Source organism: Alkalimonas mucilaginosa (assembly GCF_036327005.1).
Classification (GTDB): domain Bacteria; phylum Pseudomonadota; class Gammaproteobacteria; order Enterobacterales; family Alteromonadaceae; genus Alkalimonas; species Alkalimonas mucilaginosa.
This window is the reverse complement of record NZ_JAUGZK010000005.1, coordinates 189,084-214,044: the sequence shown is the minus strand read 5'-3', so window position 1 is coordinate 214,044 and position 24,961 is coordinate 189,084. Positions and strand designations below refer to the sequence as shown.

Annotated in this window: 16 protein-coding genes; 6 read left to right on the top strand and 10 right to left on the bottom strand. The window is 54.8% G+C overall.

Translation table 11 applies throughout. The features are described from left to right. Position 1: 1 nt before the first annotated feature. From QWF21_RS09100 to QWF21_RS09075, 6 genes are all read right to left on the bottom strand, one after another. Positions 2-1,228: a sensor histidine kinase gene (locus tag QWF21_RS09100; protein ID WP_330087736.1), complete on the bottom strand. Its 1,227-nt coding sequence runs from the start codon at positions 1,226-1,228 to the stop codon at positions 2-4. Beyond that, positions 1,228-2,571 (bottom strand): sigma-54-dependent transcriptional regulator, encoded by a 1,344-nt coding sequence (locus QWF21_RS09095; RefSeq protein ID WP_330087735.1) that lies wholly within the window; start codon positions 2,569-2,571, stop codon positions 1,228-1,230. The genes QWF21_RS09100 and QWF21_RS09095 overlap by 1 nt, the downstream gene beginning before the upstream one ends. 77 nt (positions 2,572-2,648) lie before the next feature. Continuing rightward, a complete protein-coding gene (locus QWF21_RS09090; RefSeq protein WP_330087734.1) occupies positions 2,649-5,057 on the bottom strand; it encodes an ABC transporter permease in 2,409 nt (802 codons plus the stop codon). Next, entirely contained in the window at positions 5,054-5,758 is a 705-nt protein-coding gene (locus QWF21_RS09085) for an ABC transporter ATP-binding protein (RefSeq protein WP_330087733.1), read from the bottom strand. The genes QWF21_RS09090 and QWF21_RS09085 overlap by 4 nt, the downstream gene beginning before the upstream one ends. Before the next feature lie 20 nt (positions 5,759-5,778). Continuing rightward, the gene (locus QWF21_RS09080) at positions 5,779-7,017 is read right to left on the bottom strand and encodes an efflux RND transporter periplasmic adaptor subunit (RefSeq protein ID WP_330087732.1); all 1,239 of its coding nucleotides are present in this window, start codon (positions 7,015-7,017) and stop codon (positions 5,779-5,781) included. A 142-nt stretch (positions 7,018-7,159) separates the two neighbouring features. Continuing rightward, a complete protein-coding gene (locus QWF21_RS09075) occupies positions 7,160-8,302 on the bottom strand; it encodes a dicarboxylate/amino acid:cation symporter (protein WP_330087731.1) in 1,143 nt (380 codons plus the stop codon). Between the two features lie 140 nt (positions 8,303-8,442). Here QWF21_RS09075 and QWF21_RS09070 point away from each other — a divergent pair, with 140 nt between their 5' ends. After that, on the top strand, positions 8,443-9,006 hold the full coding sequence (locus QWF21_RS09070) for a DUF1439 domain-containing protein (protein ID WP_330087730.1): 564 nt from the start codon (positions 8,443-8,445) through the stop codon (positions 9,004-9,006). On the opposite strand, the gene QWF21_RS09065 is transcribed toward QWF21_RS09070, so the two are convergent. Continuing rightward, positions 9,003-10,688 (bottom strand): sulfite reductase subunit alpha, encoded by a 1,686-nt coding sequence (locus QWF21_RS09065; RefSeq protein WP_330087729.1) that lies wholly within the window; start codon positions 10,686-10,688, stop codon positions 9,003-9,005. The two genes, QWF21_RS09070 and QWF21_RS09065, sit on opposite strands and share 4 nt — an antisense overlap. 234 nt (positions 10,689-10,922) lie before the next feature. On the opposite strand from QWF21_RS09065, the gene QWF21_RS09060 reads away from it, so the two are divergent. From QWF21_RS09060 to glmS, 3 genes are read left to right on the top strand one after another with little or no spacing between them, the layout of a single operon-like run. Next, positions 10,923-14,735: an ATP-binding protein gene (locus QWF21_RS09060; protein WP_330087728.1), complete on the top strand. Its 3,813-nt coding sequence runs from the start codon at positions 10,923-10,925 to the stop codon at positions 14,733-14,735. Between the two features lie 50 nt (positions 14,736-14,785). Next, entirely contained in the window at positions 14,786-15,556 is a 771-nt protein-coding gene (locus tag QWF21_RS09055; RefSeq protein WP_330087727.1) for a DeoR/GlpR family DNA-binding transcription regulator, read from the top strand. Between the two features lie 41 nt (positions 15,557-15,597). Further along, positions 15,598-17,427, top strand: coding sequence for a glutamine--fructose-6-phosphate transaminase (isomerizing) (glmS, locus tag QWF21_RS09050; RefSeq protein WP_330087726.1), 1,830 nt, complete (start codon positions 15,598-15,600; stop codon positions 17,425-17,427). A gap of 159 nt (positions 17,428-17,586) precedes the next feature. Here glmS and QWF21_RS09045 read toward each other — a convergent pair whose 3' ends face one another. Next, complete coding sequence (locus QWF21_RS09045) at positions 17,587-18,990, bottom strand: DUF3482 domain-containing protein (RefSeq protein ID WP_330087725.1); 1,404 nt, start codon at positions 18,988-18,990, stop codon at positions 17,587-17,589. Then, positions 18,987-20,024: a DUF2868 domain-containing protein gene (locus QWF21_RS09040; RefSeq protein ID WP_330087724.1), complete on the bottom strand. Its 1,038-nt coding sequence runs from the start codon at positions 20,022-20,024 to the stop codon at positions 18,987-18,989. Before QWF21_RS09040 ends, QWF21_RS09045 begins: the two co-directional genes overlap by 4 nt. 286 nt (positions 20,025-20,310) lie before the next feature. On the opposite strand from QWF21_RS09040, the gene ahpC reads away from it, so the two are divergent. Beyond that, entirely contained in the window at positions 20,311-20,877 is a 567-nt protein-coding gene (ahpC, locus tag QWF21_RS09035; protein WP_305946123.1) for an alkyl hydroperoxide reductase subunit C, read from the top strand. Positions 20,878-21,056: 179 nt separating this feature from the next. Continuing rightward, a complete protein-coding gene (gene ahpF / locus QWF21_RS09030) occupies positions 21,057-22,601 on the top strand; it encodes an alkyl hydroperoxide reductase subunit F (RefSeq protein ID WP_330087723.1) in 1,545 nt (514 codons plus the stop codon). Positions 22,602-22,664: 63 nt separating this feature from the next. Here ahpF and QWF21_RS09025 read toward each other — a convergent pair whose 3' ends face one another. Beyond that, on the bottom strand, positions 22,665-24,782 hold the full coding sequence (locus QWF21_RS09025) for a winged helix-turn-helix domain-containing protein (protein ID WP_330087722.1): 2,118 nt from the start codon (positions 24,780-24,782) through the stop codon (positions 22,665-22,667). Positions 24,783-24,961 lie beyond the last annotated feature (179 nt).

Here is a 24,961-nt window from a genome sequence, read left to right as displayed (position 1 = left end):
CTTAAACCGGCAGTGGCCACTGCATCCGAATCTCGGCGCCGCCCTCTGGTGGGTTATGGGCTTCAATGCTGCCGCCGTGTTGCATCACAATTTCCCGGCACAGCATCAGGCCAATGCCGGAGCCGCCTGTTTTGGTGGTGTAAAAGGGCGTAAAGAGGTTGTCGATATTGGCAAAGCCGGGGCCATTGTCCCTTACCAACAGCCATTGCTGCTGCCCTTGTTGATAGGCAGTGATCTGGAGTTTGGTATCGGCTGAATCCCCGGCTGCCTCGGCGGCATTTTTGGCCAGGTTCAGCAGCAGCTGGCGCAGTTGGTTTGGGTCGGCGTAGCAGCTGCTTTCGCCATCCACTATCAGTGGGATCGGGCTGGTAAGCTGCAGCTCATCCACCACCGCGGTTAAATCGCACCACTCGGGTTGGCTGGCCGGCAATTGCTGCACTTTCGCATACTGATCAATAAAGGCCAGCAGCCGTTGGCTGCGCTGTTGTATGCGCTCCAGCACCAGCCGGGTTTGTTGCTCGGCGAGTTGCGGTTGGCTCAGTAAGGTTTCGGCCATCGAGGCCATCGGTGTCAGGGAATTGCGCAGCTCATGGCTGAGTACCCGGATCAGTTGCTGCTGGCTGTGCTTTTGCTGTTGATACAGCGGGTGACGCAAATCCAGCGCATAGTAAAGATGCTCCTGTGCCTCAGCCGGCCCAAATGTCAGGCAAAGCTGCTGCCAGCCTGTTGTCAGCTCAGGCCGTTGCAGCCCATGCGTTTGCGGCACAAAACCAAGGCTGCTGGCATGGCTGCCCAACAGCAATGGCTGGGGGAAAGCCTGGCTGGCTGCCGGATTGGCAAAGCGTAGCTTTAGCTGGTGATCAAACAGACAAACCGGAAAGGGAAGTTGTTGCCACAACAGATCGTCGGGTCGCCAGGCCTGTTGCTGCTGCTGGCTGGCCCATTGTGCCAGATCCTGCTGCAGCCATCGGTACTCCGGCAGTGCCGGCCGGTCGCTGGTACTATCTGCTTGCTGCAATGCCTGGCCCAGCGACAGCCGAAGTTGCTGCAACTGTTTTTTTCGTTGTTGCCAGAGTCCATACCAGAGTGCTGCCAGAGGCCAACTGAGTACAAATGCCAGGGTGCCGAGCTGCAGTGGGCTCCAGCCGCGCTGCTGCAGCAACAGCAGTAACAGCACCAGCGTGCTCAGGCTAAACAGCAGCAAGCAGCGATACAACAGCGACGGCATCAGTGGCTGCCCAGCTCAGGGTATTTTTCCAGCCGCCGTGCCAGTGCATGGCGGGAAATGCCGAGCAGGCGTGCCGCTTCCGTCAGTTGCTGGCCACTGCTAGCCAGAGCTTGCTGGATCAGCCGCTGCTCCGTTTCGGCCAGGTTCAGGCTGTCCGCTGGCGCGCTGGTTTGGTTGTTTTGCAGCAGCAAGTGCTGCGGTTGAATGGTTTCGGCCTGGCAAAGCAACACCGCCCGCTCCAGCGTATGCGTTAACTCCCGCACATTGCCCGGCCAGGGATACCCCAGCAAGGTCTGCATCGCCGCCGGGCTGATACTCAGCGGTGGCTTGTGGTATTTCTGACACAAACCGCTCATTATCTGCTGACACAAAAGGGGGATGTCCTGCTGGCGCTGACGCAGTGGCGGTAACTCCAGTACAAAGGTATTAAGGCGATACAGCAGATCCTGCCGGAACAGCCCCTGCTTTACCAGTTGCTGCAAATCGGCATTGGTGGCGCTGATAATACGGGCCTGGCTGCGCTGCGATCGGCTGGAGCCGACAGCTTCAAACTCGCCGCTTTCCAACACCCGCAGCAGTTTGGGCTGCAGCTGGGGTGGCAGACAGCCGACTTCATCCAGAAACAGGCTGCCCTTACCGGCTAGCGCAAAGCGTCCGGTGCGGCTTTGTTTGGCGTCGGTAAATGCGCCTTTTTCATGGCCGAATAACTCCGCTTCAAACAAGGATTCAGGAATAGCGGCCATATTGACCGCCACCAGCGGTTGCTGACTGCGCTTTGATAATTGATGCAACCGGCTGGCCAGCAACGACTTACCGGTGCCGTTTTCTCCCAGAATCAGCACCGAGGCATCGGTTGGTGCCAACTGCTGCACCAGTTGTTCCAGTTGTTGCATAGCCGGGCTTTCGGCAACCCATTGCTGCTGCTCCGGTTGCAGCAGTTGCTTCAGGTGCTGGTTTTCTTGTTGCAGCTGCTGGTGCTCCAATTGCTGGCGGATCAGCTGCAACAACTGCTGGTTGTTCCAGGGTTTCTGGATAAAAGAGCGGGCGCCTTGCTGCATGCCTGCAACGGCCAGTTCAATGCTGGCCCAGGCCGTCATCAGGATCACTGGTAAATCCTGCATTTTAAGTTCAGCGAGCAGGGCCAGGCCTTCTTTGCCTGAGGTGGTGTCTTGCTGGAAGTTCATATCCAGCAGCACCAGATCCGGCTTTTGCCCGGCTTGCTGGCGGACTGCCTGAGGCGTGGCAGCGCTGATTACCCGGTAACCGGCGCCGGCCAGTAATAGCTCCAGTGCCAGACGGATATCGTCATCGTCGTCGGCAATCAGGATCAAAGCATTGGTCATGGTTGGTTCCTTTTCCAGATGTTGCAAAATGGCCCTCAGGCCATTTTCGGGGCAGGCTGTCGTACCCTACCTTGCCTTTATAAGGAGCGCAAGGACTGCATCGGATCACGGCGAATCACCTGCCAGCCCGGTAACAGCAAGGCCGGTAGTGCCGCCAGCAACAGCAGGGCGTTGAGCAGCAGCAGGTTGCTGCTGCTAAAATCCGGCAGGCCTGGCAGTTGCAGTGCCAGTTGCTGGTACAACACGCTGCAAAGCAGCGCCGCAGTGCCAAGGCCCAGCCCAATCAGGGCCAGTGGCAGCCTGGCCAAAAACCACAGCACTTGCTGCTGGCTGGCACCTGTAGCCAGCCGAATAGCCAACTCATAACGGCGCTGTTGGCTATTCTGCCGGCTTACCCCGGCGATGCCCAGCAGCGCCAGCAGCAGGCTGATACCGGCAAGGACGGCAATTAACGCCAAATGCATCCGCTGCTCCGCGGTGATGAGTTGCCACAAGGAATGAACCAGCATCACATCCGCCTGGTAACTGGCATCCAGTGACTGGATGGCGCTGCTGATGTCCGCTTCTAGGAGCTGCTGGCCCGCTGGAAACAGCAAGGTAAACTGGCCGACAATACTGTCTTTCGCCTGATTAAGTGCACCAGTCGCTGGCAAATACAGGCTAGGGATAGCCATTAGAAAGTTTTTGCTATTGCCGGCAATACCGATGATTTGGTAGTGGCGCTCACCAAGCATTTGAATGGACTGACCAAGCAATTGTTCTGGCTGATCGGGGCTCAGCAACAACGCCAGCCGGTGTTCCAGGATCACACTCTCTATTGGATCATCGCTCTGAAAGCTACGACCATAGAGGATAGGGGTTTGAAAGCTGGCAAAGTAGGCTGGATCCACCGCCATTGAGATGGCATCAATCGCCAGCTCTTGCTCGGGATGCTGCACTTTGGTGACGGACAACATATTGGTGATGGGGGCTGCCCCTGCCAGCACCTGGGCTTCTGGCCAGAGTTCTGCCAGCTGTTGTTGCCAGTTGGTATAGTGCTGCCGAACCAGCCCATCTTCATCGTCTGTGTAGGTACTTACCAAGGGTTGCTCCAGCCTGACCTGCACACTGTTGCCTGGGTCAAACCCCCAGTTGTGGTATAAGTCCTGATAAGCCGTGACCGCAATCATGCCTGCCACAAACACCATGCAGCCAGAGAGTATCAGTTGGGCCAGCAGCAAGCTGTGTTGCAACCAGGGTTTTTGTTGTTGTGCCCGTCCTTTACCACTGCTTTGCAGTTGCTCGCTAAGCAAAGCAGTGCTACCAACCGGCCAGCTGAATATTGCCAGCAGCAGCAGGCTTAGCAGGCATAGCAGCAATAAACTGGTGACATCCAGCCCGATGCTTTGCACCAGTGGCAGGCTGGAGCCAGCCAATTCAGGCAGCCACTGCAGCAGCCAGAGGCAGCCCAGCATGCCCAGCAGCATGGCTGCCAGTACCAAAGGCAGATTTTCGCAGGCAACCAGTAGCCGTAATTTGTTGCGGCTACTGCCGCAAAAGCTTTGCACGGCAAACTCATGCTGGCGTCCCTGATAATGGCCCAGTAATAGATTGGCCAGATTTAAGGTAGCCATCGCCAGCAAGGCCAGGGTGACCAGCAGTAATAATACCAACAGCCGCTGACTGTCGCGCAGCAGGTATTGGCGGTAATCGGTCGCTTCCGGCACAAAATCAAAGTGCTGTGCCAGCATGGCGACCGTTGGTTGTTGCTCTTTCAGTTGCTCCAACCAATGCAAGATATCGTTTTTAGTGGGCAGGGCTTCCTGGTGCTGGCGTAAAATGGCAACACCACTGGATCCCATCGAGAAGCTACCTTGTGCGGCCATTGTCTCTGCAGGCTGGAAGAAATGCCATACTTGCTCGGAAAGGGCAGGATCTTTAAATGGGGTAGCATAAAAATCCTGCAAAACACCGCGGATCAGATAGTCGCCACTTGCCAACTGCAAAGGCTGGCCGACGATATCCGGGCGGCGTTGAAACTGGCTGTGCCAGAAAGACTCTGAGATCCACACATCCTGTGTGGAGGCCTGTTTAGTGCTATTACCCAGCAGCAAGGGGAGCCCCAACAGTTCAGTGAAGCCTGAGCTGGCGGTGAATTCGCTGAGTGATGCCTTGCTGTCAGCCTGATCTGTCAATCGGGTAGTGGATTGCAGTAAAAAGCCTGAGTCACCGTAGGGAGCAAGTGCCTCTTGATACACTGCAAAAGAAGCTGCATCGATCAGGTTGAGTTGCATGCCTCCTACCGAAAAGCTCAACTGATGCACACTAAGCTCATCGGCTTGAGCAATGCCCGGCAACGGCTGCCATAAAATGCGATTGCAAAGCGTTAGCACTGTTAGGACTGCTGCTAAGGTTAAGCCCAGGCTGACTACTACCGGCAGGCTGAACTTGGGCTGCAGCAGCAGGCGGTGCAGGCCAAAGGAAAAACGTTGCCAATAGAGCATCATGCGACCTCCTGCTGCTGGGCTGCCAGCACCTGGCCATCCAGCAATTGAATATGGCGGTTGGCACAGCGGCTGTAGCGCTGATCGTGCGTCACCATCACAATGCTGGTGCCGCTACGGTGCAAATCCAGCAACAGCTGCATCACGGCATCGCCGTTTTTGCTGTCCAGGTTACCGGTGGGCTCATCCACCAGCAGCAATTCCGGCGCACCCACCAGGGCCCGGGCGATGGCAACACGCTGCTGCTGTCCCCCGGACAGCTGGTGCGGATAAAAATCGTGGCGATGGCTCATGCCGACCTGCTCCAGGCAGTGCTCTACCCGGGCTTTGATGCTGCTCTGGCGCTCGCCGCGGTGTTGCAGCGGCAGCGCGACATTATCAAATACGCTGATGGTATCGATCAGATGAAATGCCTGAAACACAAAGCCTATATGGCGGTTGCGGATGCGTGCCCGTTGATTCACGCTCAGCGGTCGGGTATCGATACCAGACAGCAGGTAGCTGCCTTCATCAAAGGTATCCAGTAGGCCCAGAATATTCAGCAAGGTGGATTTACCGCAGCCGGATGGCCCGGTAATGGCGGCAAAATCGCCCTGATAAATACTAAGATCAATGCCTTGCAGCGCCAGGGTGGCGGTGCTGCCCTGAATAAACTTTTTGTGCAGGTTTTGTACCTGAACCAGCGGTTGTGTTGTGGTGGTCATACGAGTGTCCTTTGTCCTGTTTAGCGTCTTAGCGCCAGTGTGATTTGTGTCGGCCATTGACTGGCATCGATGGAAAGTACTTTGTCACCGGGGTTCAGCCCGTCTTCAACCAGCAAGCGGCGTTGACTAAGCTCGCCAAAACGCACCTCACGGACTTCGGCGCGATCACTGCTGGTTTGAATAAACACCCGTTGGCTGCTGTTTGGCCGCAGCCCGGGCAACTGTGGCAACGACAAGGCTTGCTGCAGCTGCGTCAGCTCCACCTGGGCATGAATTTGTTGCATCGGGCGCAGCCCTGCAGGCAAAGGTTGCGGCAGCTGCACTTCGGCCGCTACGGTGCCCTGGTTTATCACCGATTCGATGCGACTGATTTCGCCCTGAATAACACCGGCTGGTGTTTCAATCAGCACGGGCTGGCCGGGCAACACCTGGCTGGCGTGGCGCTGATGCAGCTGAATACGGGCATTCAGTTGATGCTGGCTGCCGACCCGGGCCAATGCCTGGCCTTGTTGCACGCTTTCGCCAATTTCGACCTCCAGTTGCTGCAGGATCCCCACCATACCGGCACTTAGTTGCATTTGGCTTTGTTGCAGTCTCAGCAGATCGAACTCTTGCTGCAGCTGCGTCAGCTCAAGCTGCTTTTGCTGCTGCTCAGCCAGCTGCAATTGTGCAAACTGTTGGTATTTGTGTTGTTCAAAGTGAAGCCGCTGCTGCTGTTGGTGCAGTCGAAGCTCTGCCCGTTGCAATTCGATGCGGGCGGCGATGCAATTGGCGGCCAACTCCTGATTAACGCTCAGCTCCAGGGTTGCCTGATCAACCAGGGCTTGTAGTTCTGCCAGCACGCCCTGCTGTTCCAGCAGGCTACTTTGCTGGCGAGCGGTAAAGGCTGCAATTTCAGCCTGCTTTTGCTGCAAGGCCCGTTCAGCCGATTGCACTTTATGATTCAGTTCCGGGTTTTCCAGCTGCAGGATCACGGTATCTTCTGTCAGCGGGCTGCCAGGCCTGTGTGCGATGGCAACCACGGTGCCGGCTGCGGGCGCTGTCAGCAAGCGTTGCTCGACAGCTATCAACTGGCCGAGCGCATTGCTGTAGAGGGTGAGATCCCCTTGCTCGACGGTTGCTGTGCTGTACTGCGCCAGTGAGATTGAAGGCAAGGTGGCGCGACTGAGCGCAAACGCGGAACCTGCCAGAACCAGTAACAGGCCGCCCAGCAGCACTAAGCGGGGCCAGCGGCGGGTTGGTGTGAGTTGAATATCCATAGTTAAGCCAGCGTCGTTTTGGTTGTATGGCTTAATGAAAGAAGTGTGCCAGTTTTATTTTTGTTTTAAATCATGTGTTTAAATGTTCGTTTGTTCGGTTGGTGCGCGAAAGCGCGCCTGGCTGCGCGCTTTCGCTCTCGTTTTAGCTGGCTTTATCCACCAACACGGAAATAGCCCCATCGCCGGTCACATTACAGGCAGTGCCAAAGCTATCCTGCGCCATATAAAGCGCAATCATCAGCGCAATGGCGGCGTCGCCAAAGCCCAGCATCGAAATCAGCAAGGCAACGGCCGACATCACGGCGCCGCCCGGTACCCCTGGCGCAGCCAGCATCACCAGGCCCAGCATCAGGATAAAGGGCAGCATGGTGATAAACGATGGAATGGCCAGGCCATCCTGCATCACCATCACCGCGACCGCGCAGGCAACGATGGTAATGGTGGAGCCCGCCAAATGGGTAGTGGCGCACAGCGGTACGGTAAAGTTGGCAATGTCGTCTTTGACGCCATTGTTTTTGGTGGCCTCAAGCGATACCGGAATGGTGGCTGCGCTCGACATGGTTCCCAGGGCGGTAAAATAGGCGGGCAGCATGTTTTTCACCAGGCCAAAAGGCGAGCGGCCAGCTTTGATGGCCGCCAGGGTAAAGAGCGCAAAGATCCAGACCCAGTGCAGTGCAATCGAAAGCAGCAACACCACACCAAAGGTTTTCAGGGTAGCAAACACTGTACCGGTCACCGCCATCTCAGCAAAGACGCCGGCAATGTAAAACGGCAACAGTGGGATAATCACCTTGGTCAGCAGCAGCTGAATGACATCCCGGCCCTGATCGGATAATTGTTTCAGTTGCTCGGCTCTGGTGGCGGCAATGCCAAGACCAAAAATAAAGGCCAGCGCCAGCGCCGTCATCACATTAAACACCGGCGGAATGGCCAGCTCGATAAAGGGGCTCAGCACAGTGCCATTGCCACTGGTCGCCGCGGCATCGGCCGAGCCTGCCAGCATCGGCACCAGCAAGGCGGCGATAAAAAACGCCAGGCTGCCGGCTAAAATGGTGGAAAGGTAAGCGGTGCCTAAAGTGCGGCCCAGCAGCTTGCCGGAGTTTTGCGGCAAACTGGCAATACCGCTGGTTATAAAAAACAGGATCAGCAGTGGAATGGTAAAAAACAGCAGCTGAGCAAAGAGGCCTTTAAAGGTGATCAGCAGTTGGGTCAGTACCGTCGGGGCATAGAGGCCCAGCAGCATGCCGAGTACAATGCCGGCAATCAGTTTTAAAATAAGCAGCATGGTCGTTTCTCGTTGTTATTCACCAGCAGAGCGCTGGCTGTTCCCTGGTAACTGCCAGAGCATATCATAAAAAAGCTACTTACAAGACTCGTCAGAGGGATTACACTGCCAGTTGTCACTACGATGAAGGGAACCTTTGAATGAAAAAATTCAGCTTTTGGTTAATGGGAACCATAGCACTGGTGTTAGCGGGCTGTGCTCAGGTTAGCAATTTAGCCAGTTACAGTGTCACTGAGCAGCAATTGCAGCAGTTGATGCTGCGTCAGCTCGGCCAGTTGCAACAGCAAACGCGCCTGGCTGGCATGCCGGTGGCTTTGGCGGTAGAGGATATGCAGGTGCAAATAGGGCCGGATAACAGCGACAGTGTGCGGCTTGGCACCACAGCTAGTGCAGTATTCTCAGCTTTTGGCTTGCACTATCCAGCTAGTCTGGCTTTGCAAATTGAAGCCTCACCTTATTACGACTCCAATGAGCAGGCTGTTTATTTGCGTAACTTGCGTCTGCTGGACTCCAGCATTGATGCAGCTGGTTATCGTGGTAATTTAGCGCCACTCAGTACTGAGGTGCTGCAGTTGGTCAATATGTGGCTGCAGGATCAGCCGGTGTATCGCTTGGATGAGAGCGACCCGACCCAGCGTTTGCTGATGCAGATGCCACTGAATATGGCGGTGCAACAAGGCCGGATCCGCTTTAGTCCACGTTAATACAAATCGCGCCGGTAACGCCCCTGTTGCTGCAATGCCTGTAGTTGTTCCGCTCCCAACTCAGCTTGCAGCAGCCGATCAATGGCTTGTCCCATGCCTTGCAGGCTACCACAGAGGTAGATTGCAGCTCCTTGCTCCAGCCAGAGCTTGAGTTCAGGCATACGTTCAGCCAATTGGTGCTGCACATACCGTACTTCAGAACCATCACGTGAAAACACCCGATCCAGTTCCGGCAGGAAACCAAGTTGCTGCCACAGTTGGAGATCTTTGGCAAAGAAGCTATCTACTCCTTGCTGACGTTCACCAAACAGCAGCCAGTTTTGTGTGTGGCCCCGCTTAACCCGCTCCGCCAGCAAACCACGGATACCTGCGATGCCGGTACCATTGCAGATAAAGACCATGGGTCTGTCATCGTCGGGTAGATGGAAATTTGGATGTGTGCGCAGCCGAAGTTGAATAGGCTGCCCTTCCAGCGCATAGCTGGTGAGCCAGCCAGAGCCCAACCCTAAACCATGCTCTTTTTTTACCTGCCGTACCAGCAAGGTTAGCTGGCCTTCATCGGCAATGCTGGCAATGGAATAACTGCGAAGTGGCAGCAAGGGTTGTTGGTGCAGCCAGTTTTCCAGCGATTCATGCTCTGCTGGTCCCTGTGCCGGTAACTCGATTTGTGCCAAAGCACGACAGAGCGGTAGTTGCTGCTGATAAAAGCTGACCGTCTGGCAACCAAACACCTGATGTTCGGTGAGCCAGAGAGCAACGGTGCAACGGCTGTGTTCTGGTTGTATCTCTACCAAATCACCTGCTTGCCAATGCATCCCCTCTTGTCGCGGTAGCTTAACGACAAAGCAGGGGTTACCCTGGCTGCCAGGGTTGATGCAGTAACGGCTTTGCAGTGGCACTTTTAGCCAGCTTTGATGGGTTTCCTGCTCTGCCTGGCCTGCACCAAGTTTTTGCAGCAGTTGTTGCCATTGTTGCCATGGGCTGTTATCGCGCTGGCCCTGATCCCAGGGCACCAAAGGTTGGATGGCTGATGCCCGGTGTTGGGTTAACCAATCCTGCAGCCAGTGACCAAAGGCACAGAAATGCTGGTAGCTGCGATCGCCTAATGCCAGCACAGCAAACTTTAGTTTGGACAGGTCCGGTTGTTGCTGCATGGCATGACGTAAAAAGTGTTGGCCATTATCTGGCGCTTCGCCTTCACCGTAGGTGCTAACAATAAACAAAGCTTGCTCAAAGCTATGCAGGGGCGTAGTGGCTAACGCATTCAGCGGCAGCATTTGCACTTTCTTGCCGGCGGTTTGCAGTTGTTTGGTGCTGTGTCGGGCCAGTTGCTCAGCTGTGCCGGACTGGCTGGCATAACCGACCAGCCAGGCAGCTTGCTCCGGGCTGTGGCGCCCGGCAACTCTGCGTTGGTACCTGTGTACGACCAGATGCCACCCCAGAAGCAGCAGCTGTGTGCTCAGGCACCATAGCAGCATAAAATGCAGACTAAAGGGTATGGGGGTGAGCCAAAGCAGAGCCAGCAACGCGACAAAAGCCAGCAGGCTGACCAGCTCGAGCCAGGTTGCAGAAAAAAAACGCTGCGATGGTTTTGCCGTTGTGCCGGTTAGAACCCAGCCAAGAACGGCAATGGCGATGATTAAAAAAAGTTCGTCGATAAAAGGCAAGGATAGTGAAAGCATAACCAGCACCCGGGATAGGAAAAAAGGGGCAGCATTCGCTGCCCCAAAATGCAGGACAAGTTAACAACGACCAGGAAAAAAACGCTGTGAAGCGTACGCCAGTTTCCCGACAAGAGGCATCATAGCAAATGACAAAACTAAATGCAAATAATTATCATTAATATGACGGTGCCTGATTTGAATTTGTTAATTTCAGCTGCAATACTCTAAGCACCCCAGTCTGTGAGACGAGTTATGCGTCGGTGTCGTATCCAAGCCCTGCTTTGTCATGTTGGTCTGTGGCTGCTGCTGTTATGCACCGGCTTTGCCTGGTCTGCTCCTCAGGTTTATAGCCGTTTCATCCACTTGAATGATAGTGTTGATATTTCGCCACTGGCGACCCGTATGGTGCAGGATCAGCATGGCTTTCTTTGGTTGGGTACCCAGCATGGTTTGTATCGCTTTGATGGTGGTGATCTAACTCGTTTTCAGGCGGATGCAGCGGATAGTAATAGCCTTTCTGCTGATTGGGTTACCAGTTTACTGCTGGAGGGTACCAATACCTTGTGGGTGGGAACGCGCTATGGTGGCTTGAACCGACTCGATTTAACGACCGAACGTTTTGAACAACTTCGTTTTGCCATCGATACGGATGATGCTACGCAGAATGAAATTTCTGTGCTGTATCAAGACAGCTCAGGCCGAACCTGGATTGGTACCAATGGTGCAGGGCTGTTTTATTGGGATCCGCAGCTCCAGCGGATCCTGGCTTTTGAATTGCCCGCCGAGATCGATGGTGTTTCTACAGCTTATATCAACGATATCTGGCTGGATGACGGCCAGCAACTTTGGTTGGCAATAGGGGATGCTCCACTTCGAACCAAGGGCACTGCGACTGGAGGGTTGATTCGCTGGGATCTCATGATGCAACAAGGCCAGGGTTGGCATCCGGGAAACTCTTACTTAAGCCATGATTCCGTGACGAACCTGGCCGTACACCCTGAGCAGGGTTTACTCATTGCTTTATATGGCGGAGGACTGTGGCGCATGAACCCACTGTCTTTGCAGCCTGAGCCGATGCCAATGCCGGAAGCTATGCGACGGATCCAGACGACTTCTATTGCCTTAGATGCTGCAGGCAATATATGGGTTGCCAGCGATGGGCAAGGCCTTTGGTTGTATTTGACAGCCAGCCAGCGCTGGCAACAATTTCAATATCATCCTGAATTTGCTGGTGGTTTGCGTAATTCTGCGATAACCGGATTGTATTTTGATGCACATAATGCTTTGTGGTTGTTAAGCCAATCTGGCTTTAGTTTGCTGGGGCCTGTTGCGCAGCAGGTCCGTACTTTGCCTTTTGGTCGCCTTGATCCAAACTTGCTTGGCGCAGCCAATGTATTTGGCCTCAAAGCGGCTGATGAGCAGGAGGTCTGGATCGCCAATCGTGAGGCCGGAGTGGCTTTGTTTAATCCGTTAACTGGCAAGTTGCAGCGTTTTGCCTTGCCTGAGGATGCCAATGGTCCAACCTTAGCCCGGGCTGTATTAAAAGAGCAAGACTGGCTGTGGGTAGGCACTGACCGAGGTTTGTACCGTTTATTTCCGGCGACTGCTGACTGGGAGCATCAGGCATTGCCGGGTATTGGTGGGCCACCCACTATCTCTATTTTTTACCCGGACGCGCAAGGGCGTTTGTGGTTAGGCAGTCGGGGAGCCGGTTTGTACTTGCTGGATCAGCAGCGTCAGTTACTACGTCATTATCACACCGGCTCTAAGCAACACCCATTGCCCTTTGATACCATTACCAGCATGGTGATGGATCCAGAGGGACACTTTTGGTTAGGCTCACTGGACCGAGGGTTGGCTCGTGGTGATCCGGAGCTTACCAAGTGGCAGCACTGGCGCCAGTTTGATGGCAGTGAGCATGGCTTGGTCTACAACGGTATACAGCTTATCTACCCACAAAATGGCCATATCTGGATACGGGCTGGTAACCTGAATCATCGTTGGTTAGATCGCACTGAGCCGCCATTCTTTCAGGCTTATCCTACGGATGAATCGGTTGATGCTGCCTTAATTGAAGCCGATGAGTTTCGCTTGCTGTACCGTATGCACTGGCTTCCTGCCAGCCGCACATTGCTGGAGCTGAATCTATGGCATGGCATGCAGGATACTACCTGGATTGGTGCCTGGGAGCTGTACGATGGCATGATTTACCGCGGCGGCAGCAGTGGTATGGACTATTTTAAGCCGCAAGCGTTGCCCAAGGAACAGCCCCTGCCCGCTGTGCAGCTCACCCGGTTTAGCTTATTTAATCAAACGGTACAGCCTGGAAGCAGTTCGTTGTTGCCGCAGGCATTACCCTACCTGGATCGCTTGGTTCTTAGGTACAAAGAAGATATGTTCAGTATCCGTTTTGCGGCACCTTCCCTCTTGCATCAGCAGCAATTGCAGTACCGCTACCGGCTGCAAGGCTTTGATCGGGACTGGATCCTAACCAGTGCCAATGAGCGTATCGCGACTTACACCCGTCTTCCTCCTGCGGTCTACCAGTTTGAAGTCGCCGCCAGGCTGGGTAATGGCGAATGGCAGGAGCCTGCATTACTCACGATTCAGGTGTTGCCACCCTGGTGGATGACCTGGTGGTTTCGTGGTCTGGTTTTGGCTGCTGTTATTTTTTCTTTTTGGTTGTGGCTGCAATTGAAAATACGCTCAGAGCGCGCTATGCGTCGGGAACTGCAGCATCAGGTTGATGAACGTACTTTGGAGTTAAAAGCAAAGCGTGATGCTTTACTGGCCTCGAATCAGGATTTGATGCTATTGCAGCAAATTGGCCGTGAAATTACCGCCTCGCTGGAGCTTGATCTGGTGTTGTCTCGTTGTCATCAGATGTTAAGTGCCCTGATTGATGTGCATGTGATGGTGATTGGGTTGCACCGGCCACAATTGCAGCAAATTGAATTCGTTTTTTGGCAGGAAAATAACCAGCAACTGCCATCCTTTAGCATTGATGATCAGGCGCCGGATGTGCTGGCCGCGGTCTGCTTTAGTCGGCAGCAAGAAATCCAGATTAGCCACTGGGACGAGCTGAAACCTTATTTGGGTGACATTCCAAAACCACTCTGTGGTGAGCCAATGGAATCCGTTCTCTATATTCCTTTGATGCTGAATCAGCAGGTGGTAGGGGTGTTTTCAATTCAAAGCCCTAACCCGAATGCTTATAGCCCATCGCAGCTGGACTTGCTGCGTACTCTGGCCAGCACCATTGCCATTGCTGTGGTCAATGCCGATACCTTTACCCGCTTGCAGCAAACCCAGCAGCAGTTGGTTACGCAGGAAAAAATGGCCTCTTTAGGTGGCTTAGTGGCTGGTGTGGCACACGAAATAAACACCCCGCTCGGTATTTGTGTTACTGCCACCAGCCATTTAAAAACGGAGTTTGAACAATTGCAGCGGGCCTTTGCTGAGAAAAAACTGCAGCAGTCACAGTTCAATCGCTTTTTGCAGCATATGCAGGATGGCCTGAAAATTTTGGAAGTGAATACCGAGCGGGCCGCGGCCCTGGTACAAAGCTTTAAGCAGGTATCGGTTGATCAATCAGCCGATGGCAGCCGGGAAATTGAGCTTGGCAGTTACCTGCACGATGTGTTGCTGTCGCTGCAGCCTCAGTTGAAAACGCTGGCATGTAAGTTTGAACTAAGCTGTCCTGAAGGTATCTACTGGCATACCGATGCCGGCGCGGTGGCTCAGATTATTACCAATTTGGTGATGAACAGTATCAAACATGCATTTTCAGAGGTAGAGCAGCCACAGATTTCCTTGAACGTGAGTCAGCAGGGCCGACAGCTGTTGTTGCATTACCGGGATAACGGCCTGGGTATGGATGAAATGAGTTTGCAGCGTCTGTTCGAACCATTTTATACCACCAAGCGCTCGCTGGGTGGCACCGGTTTAGGTGCGCATATTGTCTATAATCTGGTCACAGCGCGGTTAAAAGGCCAGATCAAAGTCAGCAGTGAACCGGGCCAGGGCTTGGATTATCAGATAACCCTGCCAATGGATGCTTGCTAATATCTTTCTTTTCGTTAAAATATCTTTCAAATCGAAACTTGTGGTGCTGAATGAATAAACGCAATACCCAGCAACGCCGTCATTTGATTATGACTGAGCTGCAGCAGCATGGCGAAGTGTCTGTGGAGCAATTGGCCGAGCGCTTTCAAACCTCGGAAGTCACTATTCGTAAAGACCTCACTGTGCTGGAAGAAGCCGGGCTTTTACTACGCCGTTATGGTGGTGCTGTGTTGGTGCCACAGGACTTTGTTACCGACTCCAGCCTGGAGCAAGTTTCGAAACGAAAGGTAGCCATTGCCAAAGCCGCTGCCAGCTTGATCAAAGATCACTACCGCATCATCATCGACAGCGGTCGCACCACAGCGGCGTTATTGCCGGAGCTGGCGCACAAACAGGGCCTGGTGGTGATGACCAACTCGCTGGCGGTGGCCAATGCGCTGCGTGAGCTGGAAAATGAACCGACCTTGCTGATGACCGGCGGCAGCTGGGATTCGCAGTCCGAGTCCTTTCAAGGCCAGCTGGCTGAACAGGTACTGCGTGCCTACGATTTTGATCAGCTGTTTATCGGTGCCGATGGGCTGGATTTAGCCCGAGGTACCACCACCTACAACGAGCTGTATAGCTTAAGTCGGGTGATGGCCGAAGTAGCGCGGGAGGTCATTGTAATGGTGGAGTCCGACAAACTGGGCCGTAAAATTCATAATCTGGAGCTGCCCTGGCAGGCGATCAAAGTGCTGGTCACCGATACCGGCTTAGCCAAAGCCGATGCGGCCATGATTGAACAACAGGGTGTCAGCGTGATCCGCGCTGAGGCCGACTAATTAACCTTAGTAAACGTATCTGAATTGAATAGGGAGTTTGTATGTGTGGCATTGTAGGCGCTGTGGCGCAAAGGGATGTGGCAGAGATTTTACTGGAAGGCTTACGCCGGCTGGAATACCGCGGCTATGACTCGGCCGGTTTGGCCGTGCTGAACCCAGACATCGGCTTGCAGCGTTGCCGTCGGCTGGGCAAAGTGAAAGAATTGGTCGATGCGGTAGCGGCCGAGCCGCTGAGTGGCGGTACCGGCATCGCCCATACCCGCTGGGCCACCCATGGCGAGCCGAGTGAACGCAACGCCCACCCGCACGTCTCCAGCCGTATTACCGTGGTGCATAACGGCATTATTGAGAACCACGAACCACTGCGCCAGCAGCTGCAACAGCAAGGCTATGTCTTTAACTCCGATACCGATACCGAAGTGATTGCCCATTTGGTTGAGCAGGAGCTGCAGCAGACTGATTCCTTACTCAGCGCGGTGCAAAAAGCCGTGGCTCAGTTGCATGGTGCTTACGGCACTGTGCTGATGGACAGCACCGATGCCAGCCGTTTGGTGGTGGCCCGCTCCGGCAGCCCGCTGGTGATTGGCGTCGGTATTGGTGAGCACTTTATTGCCTCCGATCAGCTGGCGCTGTTGCCGGTGACCCGTCGTTTTATCTTTTTGGAAGAAGGCGATGTGGCCGAAATCACCCGCCATAGCGTGCAGATCTTTGACAAAGACGGCCAGCCGGTCGAGCGCGAGCTGCACGAGTCCAACGTCAGCTACGATGCCGGCGACAAAGGCCCGTACCGCCACTTTATGCTCAAAGAAATCTACGAGCAGCCGCATGCGGTCAGCAATACGCTGGAAGGGCGTTTAAGTGCCGACACTGTGCTGGACGAAACCTTCGGCAATGGTGCCAGCGAGCTGTTTAAGCAGGTACAGCATGTGCAAATCGTTGCCTGTGGTACCAGTTACCACTCCGGCATGGTGGCTCGCTACTGGTTAGAGGCTATGGCTGGCGTGTCCTGCAATGTGGAAATTGCCTCCGAGTTTCGTTACCGCAAATCCTTTGTGCAGCCGAACAGCCTGCTGGTCACCATTTCCCAGTCCGGCGAAACTGCCGATACGCTGGCGGCACTACGCCTGGCCAAAGAGCTGGGCTATCTTGGCAGTTTAACCATCTGCAACGTAGCGGGTTCCTCCCTGGTGCGTGAATCCGACTTAGCCTTTATGACCCGGGCCGGTGCTGAGATCGGCGTGGCTTCCACCAAAGCCTTTACCACGCAATTGGTCGGCCTGGCCATGCTCAGCCTGGCCATTGGCAAACACCATGGCATGGATGCGGCCACCCAGCAGCAGCTGGTGCAGGCACTGAACCAACTGCCGGCGGTGCTGGAACAAAGCTTAACTCTGGCTGGCCAGATTGAAGCCCTGGCCGAAGAGTTTGCCGATAAGCACCACGCGCTGTTTTTAGGCCGCGGCGATCAGTACCCCATCGCGATGGAAGGGGCGCTGAAGCTGAAAGAAATCTCCTACATCCACGCCGAAGCCTACGCCGCCGGTGAGCTTAAGCACGGCCCGCTGGCACTGATCGATGCCGATATGCCGATCATCGTGGTAGCGCCGAACAACGAGCTGCTGGAAAAACTGAAATCCAACGTCGAGGAAGTGCGCGCCCGCGGCGGGATCCTGTACGTGTTCGCCGACGCCGACGCCCGCTTCCAGTCCGACGACACCATGCGGGTGATCAACGTCCCCCACAGCCACCCCTGGCTGGCCCCGGTGCTCTACACCATCCCGCTGCAGCTGCTGAGCTACTACGTTGCCATTATCAAAGGTACGGATGTGGATCAGCCTCGGAACCTGGCTAAGAGCGTTACTGTTGAATAAGGGTTTGTTTTTGCAGGGCTTACTTGTTGGGTCGTAATAAAGATTCATACTGAAACTTGATTGGAAAGCCAGCACTTTTGCTGGCTTTTTCTTAATCGGTTGATGCGATTCAAAAAGTTGTTGCAGTGGACAGTCTGGCCGCCTCTCAAACACCTTTAGTCAGGTAAAGCTGTGCTGCTGTTCCTGCTGCCAGATGTTGTGCAATCGTTGCTGCAATTGTTGACGGATCCAGTCACTCAGCGCCTGACTGTGCGCCGCTTTCCACTTACCCTGCTGCAACTGCTTGCTCCATTGCAGCAGTTGCACCTGCGCTTTCTTATCCCAGTCGCTGGCCTGAGTTGTTAGTGCCAGCCGGCTGCGCTCGGCGTGCGGCCTTAGCCACAACAGCTGCACAAAAGTCAGCGCCCGGGCCATCAGTACCAGCGGAAAATTTGGGTGCTGCACCGGGCCGATATAATGCCGCTCTTGGCTAAGCGGCAGCCAGCCCAGTTTTTTGCCGGGCAACTGCTTGCTGGCCAGCCAGCCGGCGGCCGATCCCAGCACACCGCCGGATAACGCGCCCAGCATCAGTGAGCTGCCGCCAAGGCCCAGATCCAGCATGGCCCCGGTTGCCATACCTGCGCCGCCGCTGACCAGCAGCAGCTCCTTTTGCTGCAGCCCCCACAGGTACCAGGTTTCGGTATTCATCAGCCGGTCGCGCTCTATCGGCCAGTCGAGCTGACGGGCCAGCTCGCTCTGGCCATGGCCCCAGCTTTGCGCCAACTGCTCGAACAACTGGCTTTCGGCTTGATCCAGTTGTTGCTGTAGCCAGACCTCCGGCTGCTTTAGGAGCGAAGGTGGCAGCAACGACAACGGCTGGCGAAAACTCAGCTGGGCACACCAGTAGCCAGCCAGGTCAATGCTGACCTGCTGCAGCCGCTGCTGCTCACGTTGCAGCAACTGGCGGTTGAGTTCGGTCAAAGCAGCGGTCCAGTCCGGGGTGAGCTCTGCCATGGCCTGAAACAGTGCCTGGCGGGCCGGCAGGGTGGCGGTCATTGGGTTAAACACCCGCACCCACTGGAAGCTTTGGTTCAAGCTAAGCTGCCAGCTTTGGCTGTGGTTGCTGGGGGCTATCGGGTTGATCAGCGCCATCCGTGGTTGCCCGGTCCAGCGCAGAATTTCCATCTCTGCCTCGTCGGTGGCACTGACCGGGCTGCTGGCATCGGTGACAAATAAAATGCCGCTACCGGCCATAATGGGGCTTAACAGCGCCACCTCATCCGGAAACTGCTGCTGGTGCGAAGGTTCGGCCAAAAAAGCCCGTACCCGGGCCGGCCGCTCGGCTGGCGCTACCGGCACCTGCTGCAACCAGGCCAGCACCTGGCGGGCACGCTGAAAACCCGGGGTATCGGTCAGCGCCAGCAGCACCTTGCCATTTAATACGAATTCAAAGCGCTCGGCTTCACGGGTGGTGCCAGATTCTACCCCAACCCGCACCGTGTCGTTTTCTACCAGGGTCGATACTATCGACGACTTGCCCTGGTTCGGATGGCCGACTACACAAAATTGTGGTGCTGTTGTCATGCATTCTCCTCCAGCCAGGCCAGCTGCTCGGCTTTGGCAAAGGCCTGCCAACTGGCGCTGTGCCGCGCGTTGCTGGCATCCTGTTGCAGCCAAAGCGCCTGTGCAATGCCCTGCTTGCGGGCCAGCGCCATCCAGTCGGAAAGCTCCGCCACCGGGCTGCGACTGGCCGGCACCCGCCACAGCAGTTGCTTAGGCTTGGTTGCCAGTAGCGAACAAAAGGCATCGTTATCCTGCTGCCAGTCGTCCTGCCCCAGGGTCAGCGCCTCAGCGCTGGCTGGCAATTGCCACTGCAGCAAACTGGCCTGTTGCCACTGTGCCAACGAAGTAGTGGTAAGCTCGGTAGCTGGTTCGGCTCTGGGTGATGACGCTGGGCTGGCTTGCTGGATTTTCAACTGCGGTTGGCTGCGCCGGCTTTGCCACTGGCAAAAAAGCGCCAGCGCCAGCCGTGGCAGCAGGTTGTAACACAGCAGGCTCATGGCCAAGAAGGGCCACCAGCCACTGGTTTGCGCAAGCAGTACCGATTGTTGCTCAATACGGGCAAAGCGGCTCTGCTCAATTAGTGCTGCATCTGGCACCGCGGCAGGCCAAAGGCTGTGCCAGGGCCAGCTAAGCCACTGGGTTAACTGAAGCACGGCCCTTTGCTCCAACAGCAGGGTAGAGCTCCAGCCAAAAGCCAAGTCCGACAGTAACAACAACAGCAGAAAGACCAGCCCGAGCCCCAGTCCAAACCAGCACCACAGCCAGTTCAGCTGAGCCAGCAGCCACCACTGCTGATCACGCTGCGGCTGCCAATACAGCGGTAGCTTGCTAAATCGAGCCAGCCAGGGCCGGCCAGGGCGCAGCATCAGCCCCAGTGCCAGCAAGCTACCCAGCAAGGGCAGGCCAGCCCACAGCAACCAGAGCAACAGCACATTAAGGCGGCCATCGGCGCTGTAATTCAGGCTGGCAGCGCCCAGCAGCATGCCCAACAAGCCCGCCAGCGGCCAGCGCCACCAGGGCAACACCAGTTGTTCCGGAACTGCATTCAATAGCATTGGCCTCTGTGATTGGATTCATGTTCTGGTCATTATCTTATGTCAGGATAGCGCAGTGGAACACTCTTTACTGTTTGTTTTTGCAGGCAAGCTGGTCATAGCTGGTTGAAATTGCCGCAGATGCCCCCATTAATCTGCACATCAGGCCACTGTGCGATAAGAGTTAACCCTTATCGATATAATTGATTAAAGCTATTTGTTTTATTCATTTTGCATAATGGGTGCCACTTGGTACAGTAGCACCTGTCGAAACACCCAATGTTATTAACTGAAATGGAGGAAGACAATGTCTTCAATTATCAATACCAAGATCAAACCTTTTAAAGCCACTGCTTTTCAAAATGGTAAATTTATCGAAGTAACCGAGCAGGACTTACTGGGTAAGTGGTCTGTTGTGTGTTTCTACCCGGCGGATTTCACCTTCGTTTGCCCAACTGAGCTGGGCGACCTGGCTGATTTCTACCCGCAGTTCCGTGACATCGGTGTGGAAGTGTTCTCTGTGTCTACCGACACCCACTTCACCCACAAAGCATGGCACGATGCGTCTGAGACCATCAAGAAAATCGAATACCCAATGATCGGTGACCCGACTGGTGCTATCACCCGCAATTTCGGCGTGATGATCGAAGAAGAAGGCCTGGCTCTGCGTGGTACTTTCGTTATCAACCCTGAAGGCGAAATCAAAGTTGCTGAAATCCATGACCTGGGTATCGGCCGTAGCGCTGCTGAGCTGTTCCGTAAAGTGCAAGCGGCTCAGTACGTAGCAAACCACGACGGCGAAGTCTGCCCGGCCAAATGGACTCCAGGTGAAGCTACTCTGGCTCCATCGCTGGACCTGGTAGGCAAAATCTAAATGCCGCACCACCGTTGCCTGGCAGCGGACGCTGAAACCACGCCTCACTACTGAAGCTGGTTTCAGCTTCTCCCCCTGCGCTGTAAAACGGTACTCAGCCAGCATCTTTGGATGCTGGCTACACTCAAGCTTTGCCCGAAACAACGCGCTAAACACAGTCAAGAGATGGAGTAGACTCAATGTTAGATACCAACCTGAAACAACAATTAAGCAGCTATCTGCAGAACCTGAAATCCCAGGTAGAGCTGGTCGTATCTCTGGACGATAGCGCCAAAGCTCAGGAATTAAATACCCTGGCGACTGAGATTGCCAGTTTGTCGGATCTGGTCAGCTTGCGCCGCGACGACAGCGCGTCCAAGCGTGCCCCGGCCATGCAGGTGCACTCGGTCGACCAAGGCACCGTCATTACCTTTGCCGGTGTACCGATGGGCCACGAATTTACCTCTTTGGTGCTGGCTTTGCTGCACTCAGGTGGCCATCCGATCAAGATTGAGCCAGAGCTGATTGAACAAATCCGCCAGCTGACCGGCCGTTTTGAATTTGAAACCTATATTTCGTTAAGCTGCCAGACCTGCCCGGAAGTGGTGCAGGCGCTGAATATGATGGCAGCCATTAACCCCAATATCACCAGCGTGATGATCGACGGCGCCCTGTTCCAACAGGAAGTCAGCGATCGCAATGTGATGGCGGTACCGACCGTGTTTTTAAATGGCGAGCAGTTCTCCCAAGGTGCCATTACGCTGGAGCGTATTATCCAGAAAATTGATGTCAACGCCGAAGCCCGTCAGGCTGAAGCGCTGAAACAAAAAGATGCCTTTGATGTGCTGGTCGTTGGCGGTGGCCCGGCCGGTGCTTCTGCTGCAGTCTATGCGGCCCGTAAAGGCCTGCGTACCGGCGTGCTGGCCGAGCGTTTTGGTGGCCAGGTAGCCGATACCGTCGGCATTGAAAACTTTATCTCGGTGCAATACACCGAAGGCCCGAAGCTGGTCAACGCATTGGAAGCCCATGTCCGCCAGTACGAAGTGGACATTATGAACAACCAGCGTGCGACTAAGCTCAGCAAGTCTGAGCAAGTCGAGTTGGAGCTGGCCAACGGCGCTGTGCTGAAAAGCAAAACCCTGATTCTGGCCCCGGGTGCCCGCTGGCGCGAAATGAATGTACCGGGCGAGCAGGAATACCGTGGCAAAGGTGTCGCCTACTGCCCGCACTGCGACGGCCCACTGTTTAAAGGAAAAAAAGTTGCGGTGATTGGCGGTGGCAACTCCGGCATTGAAGCGGCCATCGATTTGGCCGGTATTGTCGAGCATGTCACAGTGCTGGAATTTGCAGCCGAGCTGCGCGCCGATGCGGTGCTGGTGAACAAAGCCAACTCCATGGGCAATATCACCATCATTACTGAAGCTCAGACCACCGAAGTGACCGGTGATGGCAACAAGGTGAATGGCATTCAGTACACCGATCGCAACAGCGGAGACAGCCACCACATCGAGCTGGCAGGTATCTTCGTGCAAATCGGTCTGGTACCGAACACCGAATGGCTGCGCGGTGCGGTGGAGCTGAGCCCACGCGGTGAGATCATCGTTGATGAGCGCGGCCAAACCTCCTTGCCAGGTGTCTTTGCAGCCGGCGATGCCACCACAGCCCCTTACAAGCAGATTGTTATTGCGATGGGCAGCGGCGCCAATGCTTCACTCGGTGCCTTTGACTACCTGATCCGTCACTAAATTTAAAGCGCGTCCCCTTTGCGGCAACCTTCGGGTTGCCGTTTTTTTTCATGATAATTGTGGCTAAAAGCGGCTTTGAGCCGGAAATATTTGCGTATCTATCCGTGGGACATGGCGCAACAACCACTGGGTCGCATCCGGGCTGATATCGAAATATTGCAGCATTTGCCTGCGATCGGCCTGCCACTGTTGCAACTCACCCGAGGTCAGATCGTAGCGGTAAATCCAGGTATTCTTTAAGTCGGTCTCTCCCCAAAACAGCATGTTCTGCCGCAGGTGAATACTGCCAACAAACTGTTGCCTGGTCTGGATAGGCAACAACTCCGTTTTCCCATACCGGACTCTGGCAAAGTGCTGATCATCCCGCAGCACAATAAAGTCATTGGCAGATAGCGAGGCCACCACGCGTTCCCCTTGATGCATCGGGGTGATCTGCCCATTATCCAGTTGATACCGCACAGTGACCGGCGCAGCATTTTCAATGTAGGTTAGAATCACTGCCTGGCCGGAGCCTTCAAACCTGGCGCTTTGCCAAAGTTGCGGACGAACTGACAGAGCCGTTAGCTGCCCTTCAGGGATACGAAACAAATGGGGACGGCCATGCAGAAACAACACTACCTGCTCCCCATCTGGATGCACCGCTTGAATCATCAAATTGGCATCTTCAACATCCAGTAGGGTGAGGCTTTGACCATCCGGTTGTTGCAACACTAAACGACTCAGTGCCGCCTGCCGCTGTACCATCAGGTACTGGCCTGGTGTTGCTGTCAAATACATGGTGGCGCCAGGAGCTAAACTGGCAACAATGGCACGGTTTGACAAATCACCGATGGGTCCAAATTGATGCAGAAAGCCTTGGACATTTCCGACAATACGACTTTGCAGCCAATCCTGCTCTGAAACCCGAACCAGAAAACGACTCAATCCCGGACCACCTTGCTCCTGGTTGCTTTCGATCATTTGGCTGGCTCCACTGGGCCAGTGCATCAGGGTCAGCGCCTTGTCGTCCAATATCAGCAAGTGTTCATCGTCGTAGAATTTAAGCCTGAAAGCGATGTCGGGGTACACTTGTTGGTGCAGTACGCGCCCGGTTTCACGCTGCACTACAGTGAGCAAATGTGGCTGTGCTTTGGCGGTCCGAATATAAGCCAGCATAGAGTTGTCTGCGGAAAGGGCAAACGGATAGTCCGAAGAGTTGCCTATTACGGCATGGGTCAATGGCTGTAACTCCCCACTAATCAGATCCAACTGCTTGATCTGCATGGCATCTGATTGGCCCATACTGAGCAAGAGCTTGTCTGTACCAGGAATAGATGTTAGCTGCAACATTCTGGGCTGTGGTGGCAATAAGGCTTCAGCTGGCCCAAGCCACTCGCCACTTGAACTGATAGGTCGCCGGTATAACTGATACAAACCTTGTTGGTAGTCATGATAAAACAGCGATTGACCATCGTGATGATACTCAGCCCACATGATTTGGTGATTACCCGAAGTAAGCTGTCGTGTTCTGCCACTTTCCAAGTGGTGCCAATACAGCTCTTGCCCGGCATGATTCATGGAGTTGGAGGAATACACAATGGCGTTTCTGTCCGGGGAAATCGCCAGCGCCAACTTTTCACCTTCAATGGTTGGCAAAGGATCTAACCGCTGCCAGGTCGGCTCGGTTTCCGGAAACATCAGCCAGCCCAGTAAGCCGGCTAACAATACCAGTGGCATAGCCAGCCACCAGGGTTTCAGCGTTTTTCGTGCACTGATGGTTGGCGAGTCCATCTCCTCGGCGGCTGCTACGGAGGTATCGGAAATAGTGTGAGCTGGTGTCAGAGAGGGTTCTCTTGCAGGCTTTATGGATGAGGTGGTTGCTACCGGCTCAACCTCAGCAAGCCAACGGTAGCCACGCCTGGCTGCGGACTGGATGTATTTGGGTGTTTCGGCTTGATCCTGTAAGGCAGCGCGCAATTTACTGATGGTGCGGCGCACAGCCGTATCACTGACTACGCGGCCCGCCCAGACCTGCTGGTGCAACTCCTCCAGGCTAACAAATCGCTGATGATGGGTCATCAGATAGCACAGCACACTGTAGACTTTAGGCTCCAGCGTGATATTTTGCTCCGTTGTTTGCAATTGCTGATTGACCGGGCAAAGGATAAAGTCGCCAAAGCGCACGGGCTGTTCCGGCATCATAACTTTACTTCCATCCTACGTCGTTTCCTGGCTGCGCTGCTGCGGGTACAAAGAGCGTATGCTAGCACAAAAATTTGATAGCATTGACAATTTTGCATCAGTTCAAGTCATTCAGGCAACACGCATCTACCAGGCAAAGAAACCGCTCGCTTGGAGAGTAAGAATAAATAACCTTCGGA

Excerpts from the sequence above, each read along its gene's own strand:
- QWF21_RS09095 (WP_330087735.1), bottom strand. The coding sequence starts at position 2,571 with ATGACCAATGCTTTGATCCTGATTGCCGACGACGATGACGATATCCGT.
- QWF21_RS09025 (WP_330087722.1), bottom strand. The coding sequence starts at position 24,782 with ATGATGCCGGAACAGCCCGTGCGCTTTGGCGACTTTATCCTTTGCCCG.
- QWF21_RS09060 (WP_330087728.1), top strand. The coding sequence starts at position 10,923 with ATGCGTCGGTGTCGTATCCAAGCCCTGCTTTGTCATGTTGGTCTGTGG.
- ahpF (WP_330087723.1), top strand. The coding sequence starts at position 21,057 with ATGTTAGATACCAACCTGAAACAACAATTAAGCAGCTATCTGCAGAAC.
- QWF21_RS09065 (WP_330087729.1), bottom strand. The coding sequence starts at position 10,688 with ATGCTTTCACTATCCTTGCCTTTTATCGACGAACTTTTTTTAATCATC.
- QWF21_RS09045 (WP_330087725.1), bottom strand. The coding sequence starts at position 18,990 with ATGACAACAGCACCACAATTTTGTGTAGTCGGCCATCCGAACCAGGGC.
- QWF21_RS09075 (WP_330087731.1), bottom strand. The coding sequence starts at position 8,302 with ATGCTGCTTATTTTAAAACTGATTGCCGGCATTGTACTCGGCATGCTG.
- QWF21_RS09070 (WP_330087730.1), top strand. The coding sequence starts at position 8,443 with ATGAAAAAATTCAGCTTTTGGTTAATGGGAACCATAGCACTGGTGTTA.
- QWF21_RS09040 (WP_330087724.1), bottom strand. The coding sequence starts at position 20,024 with ATGCTATTGAATGCAGTTCCGGAACAACTGGTGTTGCCCTGGTGGCGC.
- ahpC (WP_305946123.1), top strand. The coding sequence starts at position 20,311 with ATGTCTTCAATTATCAATACCAAGATCAAACCTTTTAAAGCCACTGCT.
- glmS (WP_330087726.1), top strand. The coding sequence starts at position 15,598 with ATGTGTGGCATTGTAGGCGCTGTGGCGCAAAGGGATGTGGCAGAGATT.
- QWF21_RS09055 (WP_330087727.1), top strand. The coding sequence starts at position 14,786 with ATGAATAAACGCAATACCCAGCAACGCCGTCATTTGATTATGACTGAG.
- QWF21_RS09100 (WP_330087736.1), bottom strand. The coding sequence starts at position 1,228 with ATGCCGTCGCTGTTGTATCGCTGCTTGCTGCTGTTTAGCCTGAGCACG.
- QWF21_RS09080 (WP_330087732.1), bottom strand. The coding sequence starts at position 7,017 with ATGGATATTCAACTCACACCAACCCGCCGCTGGCCCCGCTTAGTGCTG.
- QWF21_RS09090 (WP_330087734.1), bottom strand. The coding sequence starts at position 5,057 with ATGATGCTCTATTGGCAACGTTTTTCCTTTGGCCTGCACCGCCTGCTG.
- QWF21_RS09085 (WP_330087733.1), bottom strand. The coding sequence starts at position 5,758 with ATGACCACCACAACACAACCGCTGGTTCAGGTACAAAACCTGCACAAA.